Origin of the sequence: Cyanobium sp. BA20m-p-22 (assembly GCF_024346275.1) — a bacterium.
GTDB lineage: Bacteria > Cyanobacteriota > Cyanobacteriia > PCC-6307 > Cyanobiaceae > Cyanobium_A.
Map to the genome: position 1 here is coordinate 1 of NZ_JAGQCQ010000208.1, position 6,565 is coordinate 6,565.

Genomic DNA, 6,565 nt, shown 5'->3' on the forward strand with positions numbered 1-6,565 from the left:
CAACCGGCAGAAGTGTGGATAAACAAGCCACTGGAAGAGCACGAACTGGCCCTGGAGTTACCCTTGGTTCAGGCCGCCTGAGTGGCAGCCAAGGAGTGACAACTTTCCTGAAAGTCACCGGCCCCGGGAGAGTGCCCTTGGGCCTGCCCTTCCGCGCATTCAAGGCGGGCCCCTACCCTGGCGTCAGCGGCGTGCGCCCTGCCCATGCCCCGCCTGGTGATCGTGGAGCCGGCCTACGCCAGCACGGTGGGCCACCACGGCGAGGTAAATCGGCCCCTGCTGGCGGCCCTGGGTGCAGCGGGCTGGGCGGGCGAGCTCTGGAGCGACCTGGCCCTGGAGGGGGAGCCGGCGCGGCCGGCGGCGGTGCGCGGTGTGTTCAGCGGCTGCGGCTATGGCGACCCCAGCCAGTGGCGCGAACTGGGCGGGGCGCTGGTGCTGGCGCGGCGGCTGGAGCAGCAGCTGGCCCTGGCGGCGAGCGGCGGTGAGCCGGTGGCGGCCTGGCTGGGCCACAGCCTGCTGCCTTTCCAGCTGCTGGGCCTGGCGCGGCAGCTAAACCAAGCACCGGCAGCGGCGGTGCTGCTCAGTCTGATGTTTGCGCCGGGGGAAACCCTGCAGGGCCCGGCGGGCGACGCCCAGGCGGCCGCCACGGCGCGGGTGGCTCTGGCGGCCCTGGCCCGGGCCTGCAGGCAGCAGGGCCACCGGCTCACGCTGGCCTTCCCATCCCGCCAGCAGGAGGCCCTCTACGCCCCCTTGCTGGCGGCCACCGGCCTGGCGAGCGTCGGGGTGCACCCGGCGGTGGTGGGGGCGGGCGCCAGGTCTGAAGCCCCCCCGGCCGGGGCGCCACCACTGGTGCTGCTGCACTGGGGCGACCAGAAGGCAGGCAAGGGCCGGGCGGAAGCGCTGGCGGTGCTGGAGTCGCTGCTGCAGGGGCCCCGGCCGGCGCCGCTGCAGGGCTGGGGCTGGCTGTTTCAGCTGCACAGCGGCTCTGCGCTGGCGGAGCAGGAGCGGGCGCTGCTGGAGCGGGCCGAGGCGGCCAATTTGGGGTTGGTGTGGCTGGAGGGGGAGGTGGAGAGCGCGGCGATGGGCCAGTGGCTGGCGCGCTGCCCGATTGCCCTATTGGCCTACGACCCGCTGCGCTACGCCGAGCGCAGCAGCGGCATGCTCTGGCAGTGGGCGGCAAGTCGGGCGGCGCTGCAGCGGCCGCTGGCGGCCGTGGGTTACGGCAGCGGCTGGCTGGCGGCGGAGGCGGCGGCCCTGGGGCTGGGCTGGCACAGCCCGGAGGGCGGGGCATGGCTGGCGGCGATCGCGGCGGCCGCAGCGGCCCTGCCCGCCGATACGCCCCTCAGCGCCTACGGCCAGCAGGTGCTGGGCGAGGGCTTCGGGGATTGGTGTGTGCGGCAGCTCGGCAACCAGGCCTGAAGTGCAAGCCCGGGCGGCCCTGTTGGAATCCGGTCCGAGCAGCCCAGCGCCATCCTTGTGCTGATTCGTTGTGCTGATTCGCCGTGCTGATTCGCCACAGCGATCCAGCACGGCCTGAATCACAGCCGGCGCGATGCGGAAATCGATGGCATGCAGGGCCGCCCGCACCCCAGGCGCCTGCAGCACCCCACCCTGCTCCAGACCAATCAACACCGCATCGGGATGGTCACGGTTGAGCACCGCCACAGGAGCGCTGCGGGCCTGGCGCAGGGCATGCATGTCCCAATGGGCCTAAGGCAATCGCAACAGGGATGCACAGTTGAAGTAGTCAAGGCTTGGGGCCTCGGCTAGATGTAGGGAAGGCCCGCTCAGAACCCAGACGCCCCACTGCTGCTGGAGTGGGAGGACGTGACTGGGGAGGTTGATGTGGTTACGCCGTCGAACGTCAATTGGGGGTGTCCACTTAGGAATCCCTCACCGCATCCCCGTTACGCTGAAGTCACCGCAGGCCTGGCGAGATGACCCTCACCACCAGCCCAACCGGCACGGGTCCCCCAGCGCTCCTGCGGCTGCCGCCGGACCTGCGCCTCACGCCGGAGCAGTTTGAGCTGGTGTGCGCCGAGAACCGCGAAGCGGTGCTTGAGTTAGGCGCGGATGGTCGGGTCATCGCGATGACGCCCACGGGCAGCGAAACCGGCTCCCGCAATGGTGAGCTGTTCTTCCAGCTCAAGCTGTACGCCAAACGCGCGGGGGGATGGAAGGCTTTTGACAGCTCCACTGGATTCCGGCTGCCCGATGGTTCGGTTGTCAGCCCCGATGCGTCCTTGATTCGCCTGGATCGTTGGCAGGCTCTCAGTGCGGATGAGCGCCGCGGCTTTGCGCCACTCTGTCCCGACCTGGTGGTGGAACTGGCCAGCCCCAGCGACGAAGGGCCACGGGGAGTGAGTGCATTGCGAGCCAAGATGGCCGCTTATCAGGCTAATGGCGCCCGCCTGGGCTGGCTGATGCTGCCCCACGAACAAGCAGTGGAGACGTGGCCTGCCAGTGCCCCCCCTCAGCGGCTGGATCGGCTCCAGGTGCTGGAGGCCACGCCGGAATTCACAGGGTTATCACTCCAGCTGGCCGAAATCTGGGAGGGGTAACGCCCATTTCATCGTGTCCAGATTGCCGCGACTTCAGGGCGATGAGTTTAGCCATCAGTTACACACTTTCGCTTGCGAATGCCTCGCCAGAGGAGGCGCGCCGCAGGATCGTTGCCCTGCATCAGGGCGCAGCGCGGCTAAACCTGCCAGACGAATGCTGATGATCCCCTGTTCTGCGTCAAACAAGGCGCGATGTCAGTCGAGGACTACGACGCCTTTTTCAGAAACCGGAAGGCGATCCCCAGTTGCCGCCAGCTGATGGGTTTTGCCGCCTTCCCGGGTGAAGGAAGCCATCACTGCTCCTTCGGTCTGGCCATCCATGCCGAGGAGTCGCAACAGTGGCAGTGGCATGACTTCTGCAAAACCCAGTACGCCAGCAATCCAGAAAAGGGTGGCTTGGCTAACTTTGTTCGCTGCCATCAGCGGGTGCTGGCGTTGTTGGATCTTTGTGAAGAGCTGAGCATTCTCTCCAGCGCATCTGACCCCTCGGGCTATCGCGATCACCGCAATCTTGAGCAACTGGTAGCGTACGTGTGCGACGCCAATGTGTTCACCGCTGCCGCCATCGGCTGCCTGAAGGATGGGCTCGAAACGCGTGGCTACAGCGCTGAGGCGCCCATTCTCGAGCGTGCTGACTTTGAGCATCTCGAGGCGCAGGGACGGCTGCAAACCCCGCCACCGGCCAGCGCCAACTGAGTCCTCCATGCGCGCCATCTCGGTCGAGCGTGCGGCGGAGGCCCTTGAGCAGCAGCAGCAGGTGCTAGACGAAGCAGCTTGCCAGCAATGCGGATTTTGCATAATTCAGCTAGAAGCAAGTGGGTGCAGAAGTTCAGGTAGCAACAACAACCATTTGGCCCCCTACTGGCTGGGCTAGACTGAAAAAGTTGGCAGGATTGCTTCATGCCTCCATCGAGCAAAACCAAGCTGATCACTGGAATCAGGGGGCAAGAGGGCTCCCGCCTGGCGGAATTGCTGCTGAAGACAGGTCACAGCGTGCATGGCATCAAGCGCCGCGTCAGCAGCTATGGCCGCCGGCCCGCTTCGCGATCAATAAAGAATGGCATTTTTTTTAGCCACGAATTATGGCGGTGCGGTGAACGTGGAGCAGGGCCTGCCCCGCGTAGAGGGCGGTTGGCGCTGCCCGGAGCGCAGGCATGAGCAATAAAACATTGATCACAGCTGACGACCGCATCTTTGTGGCGGGCCACCGCGGCATGGCCGGCAGCGCCATCTGCCGGGCGTTGACAGCAGCTGGCTACGGAAAATTGCTCACGGCCAGCCGTGAGGAGTTGGATCTGCTCGATCCGCAGGCGGTGCGGGCTTGGTTTGAGCTGATGAAACCCGATGTGGTGGTGCTGGCGGCCGCCAAGGTGGGGGGAATCCACTTCAACGACACCTACCCGGCTGATTTTCTGCTGGATAATCTCAAGATCCAAACCCAGGTGATCGAGAGCGCCTGGCGCAGCGGCACTAGAAGGCTGCTTTTCCTTGGCAGCAGCTGCATCTACCCGCGACTGGCAGCGCAACCGATCAAGGAGGAGGCGCTGCTCACTGGCCCCTTGGAGCCCACCAATGAGTGGTATGCGATCGCCAAGATCGCCGGTATAAAACTTTGCCAGGCGCTGCGGCTGCAATACGGCTTCGATGCGATCAGCTTGATGCCCACCAATTTGTATGGACCGGGCGATAACTACCATCCCACCAATAGCCATGTGCTGCCTGCGTTGATCCGCCGCTTCCATGAAGCGGCCCAGGCGAATGCATCGAGCGTCACCTGCTGGGGCAGCGGCACGCCGCTGCGGGAGTTTCTGCACGTGGACGATCTGGGCGAGGCCTGCGTGTTTGCGCTGGAGCAGTGGCAGCCTGGCCAAGTGGAGCTGCAGTTTCTGAATGTGGGCACGGGGGTGGATCTGACGATCCGTGAGCTGGCAGAAGCGGTGGCGGCCGCTACGGGCTACCAGGGCGAGATCCGTTGGGATACCAGCAAGCCTGACGGCACCCCCAAAAAACAGCTGGATGTGGGCCGGCTGGCGGAGCTGGGTTGGCGGGCTCGGATCCCACTAGCAGAGGGGTTGAGCAGCACGGTGGCGGATTTTGCGGCACGCGGGAGTGTGCGGTTATGAACAGCGACATCCGCTGGCAACAGCGCTTCAGCAATTACAGCCAGGGCGATGCCATCGCCACCAACATCAGCGGCCGAAACCTGCCTTGTTTCCAGCAGTTGAAAATCCGGCTGGAGCTACGCCTTCAGGAGGAAGCGCAATGACTGCCATCCCCACCATCCCCGGCATCCCTGCAACGCGGGTGGAGGCCGTGTGGCTGTTTGGCTCGCGGGCGATGGACCGGCATGGGCCTGGCTCGGACATCGATCTGTGCCTGGAGGGCCCGGCGCTTAACCACAGTGATCGCTTGGCGCTGATGGCGGCGGTGGACGATTTGCTGCTGCCCTGGCGAGTGGATCTGGTGCTGCGCCAGGAACTGCCCGCCGAGCTGGGCGCCCTTGTGCAGCGCGTGGGCCGGCGTATCTGGGAAGCTCCCATCCCTGCAACAAGCGGGAGGCCTGAGCCATGACTACTTCCGGCTTGATCCCACCACTGCTGCCGAAGGGCGAACACGAATGCGAATACCACCCCAGGAACCGCACACCACAGCCATCGATACTAGTGCATCAGCACTGCAAGCGTAAAGCAAGCATGGGGTGCAAGCAAGCGAGGCATGCAGAAACAGCATCATTTGTGGGTGTCGATGCCGCAGCCTTTAAGCTAGCCAGATCAGCTAGCCACAAAAAATATGGATGCCACCTGGACCCTGCAAGACGCCAAGAACCGCTTCAGTGCGGTGGTGGATGCGGCCGCCCGGGGCGAGCCGCAGAAGGTGACGCGCCGCGGCAAGTGGGTGAGCGTGGTGCTCTCGGCCGAGGACTACCAACGGCTGCACCGCCTCGACGTAGCCAATGCGCCATCCCTGAGCGAACTGCTGCTGCAGATGCCGCAGGACGACGAGGGCTTCGAGGGGATGTCGCTCACGCCCAGGGAGTTCCCGTGTTCCTTATAGACACGATGGTGCTCTCGGAGCTGCGGCTGCGCCAGCGAGATCCGGGCGTGGTGGCCTGGATCAGCAGGCAGCGCCCGGAGGACTGTTTCTTAAGTGTGGTGAGCATCGGCGAGATCGAACGGGGCATTGCCCGCAAGCGCACCAGCGATTCAGGCTTTGCTCAGCAGCTGGCCGGATGGCTGGATCAGCTGTTGCGGCTGTATGGCGATCGGCTGCTGCCGGTGGATGTGGGGGTGGCGCGCCGCTGGGGCCAGCTTTCTGCCGCGATTGGCCACGAGGGTGCAGACCTGCTGATCGCCGCTACGGCTCTGGAGCGGGGCCTCACGGTGGTGACACGCAACCTGCGCCACTTTGAGCCCACGGGTGTGGCGATCATCAACCCATGGCAGGAGGAGCTGGAGCGATGAACTCCTCAACCGCAGTACAACCCAGCCACCGACGGACTGGACATCAATCCAGGAGGCCCTAACCCATGGACATCGTGGTTTACAGCCAGACCTACCGCGCCCGCACCGCCGAGCGGCAGCTGGAGATTGACGACTGCATGCGGTTCAGTTGTGTTTCGCGAGGGCAATGTTGATGATGTCGACTACGAGGATTACCACTGATGGCGCTACCGATCGCGATGCACCAACCGCCCTGCGCACTGTCGCTGCGGCAGGTGGCGGAACGGCTGGGGGTTTCTGCCTCCACGTTTCAGCGGCTGGTGACGAGCAAGAGCAGGGTCACTCCGGATATGGCCCTACGGCTGTCGGCTGTGCTGGGGCGCAGCCCGGAGAGCTGGCTGGCGCTGCAGGACAGCTACGACCTATGGGAGGCTCGGCAGCGGCTCGACCTTTCAGGCCTGACACCGATGCAGCTGATGCCGGCTTGATCCCACCACTGGTTCTCTCAACCAGCCGCCAGCAGGCTGCGGAACTGGGGGGTGGCGAGCAGCTTCAGGAGGCGCT

At 65.1% G+C, this 6,565-nt stretch carries 10 protein-coding genes; all 10 read left to right on the forward strand.

Annotated elements, in window-relative coordinates; all coding sequences use genetic code 11:
* The first annotated feature begins 204 nt into the window (after positions 1–204).
* The 10 genes from KBZ15_RS15670 (at position 205) to KBZ15_RS15715 (ending at position 6,489) form a co-directional block, all read left to right on the forward strand.
* Positions 205–1,419 carry a hypothetical protein gene (locus KBZ15_RS15670; RefSeq protein ID WP_255016131.1) on the forward strand — a complete coding sequence of 405 codons (1,215 nt, stop codon included), beginning with the start codon at positions 205–207 and terminating at the stop codon, positions 1,417–1,419.
* 518 nt (positions 1,420–1,937) lie between these two features.
* Positions 1,938–2,561 (forward strand): Uma2 family endonuclease, encoded by a 624-nt coding sequence (locus KBZ15_RS15675; RefSeq protein WP_255016132.1) that lies wholly within the window; start codon positions 1,938–1,940, stop codon positions 2,559–2,561.
* A gap of 258 nt (positions 2,562–2,819) precedes the next feature.
* Positions 2,820–3,257: a hypothetical protein gene (locus tag KBZ15_RS15680; RefSeq protein ID WP_255016133.1), complete on the forward strand. Its 438-nt coding sequence runs from the start codon at positions 2,820–2,822 to the stop codon at positions 3,255–3,257.
* A 204-nt stretch (positions 3,258–3,461) separates the two neighbouring features.
* The gene (locus KBZ15_RS18755; protein ID WP_396123515.1) at positions 3,462–3,719 is read left to right on the forward strand and encodes a GDP-mannose 4,6-dehydratase; all 258 of its coding nucleotides are present in this window, start codon (positions 3,462–3,464) and stop codon (positions 3,717–3,719) included.
* Complete coding sequence (locus KBZ15_RS15690) at positions 3,716–4,684, forward strand: GDP-L-fucose synthase (RefSeq protein ID WP_255016134.1); 969 nt, start codon at positions 3,716–3,718, stop codon at positions 4,682–4,684. Before KBZ15_RS18755 ends, KBZ15_RS15690 begins: the two co-directional genes overlap by 4 nt.
* Positions 4,681–4,827 carry a hypothetical protein gene (locus KBZ15_RS15695; RefSeq protein WP_255016135.1) on the forward strand — a complete coding sequence of 49 codons (147 nt, stop codon included), beginning with the start codon at positions 4,681–4,683 and terminating at the stop codon, positions 4,825–4,827. The genes KBZ15_RS15690 and KBZ15_RS15695 overlap by 4 nt, the downstream gene beginning before the upstream one ends.
* Positions 4,824–5,132, forward strand: a complete 309-nt coding sequence (locus KBZ15_RS15700) for a nucleotidyltransferase domain-containing protein (protein ID WP_255016136.1) — start codon at positions 4,824–4,826, stop codon at positions 5,130–5,132. The genes KBZ15_RS15695 and KBZ15_RS15700 overlap by 4 nt, the downstream gene beginning before the upstream one ends.
* Before the next feature lie 219 nt (positions 5,133–5,351).
* Entirely contained in the window at positions 5,352–5,615 is a 264-nt protein-coding gene (locus KBZ15_RS15705; protein WP_255016137.1) for a type II toxin-antitoxin system Phd/YefM family antitoxin, read from the forward strand.
* Positions 5,603–6,022 (forward strand): type II toxin-antitoxin system VapC family toxin, encoded by a 420-nt coding sequence (locus KBZ15_RS15710; protein ID WP_255016138.1) that lies wholly within the window; start codon positions 5,603–5,605, stop codon positions 6,020–6,022. The genes KBZ15_RS15705 and KBZ15_RS15710 overlap by 13 nt, the downstream gene beginning before the upstream one ends.
* A gap of 200 nt (positions 6,023–6,222) precedes the next feature.
* Entirely contained in the window at positions 6,223–6,489 is a 267-nt protein-coding gene (locus KBZ15_RS15715) for a HigA family addiction module antitoxin (RefSeq protein ID WP_255016139.1), read from the forward strand.
* The last annotated feature ends 76 nt before the right edge of the window (positions 6,490–6,565 follow it).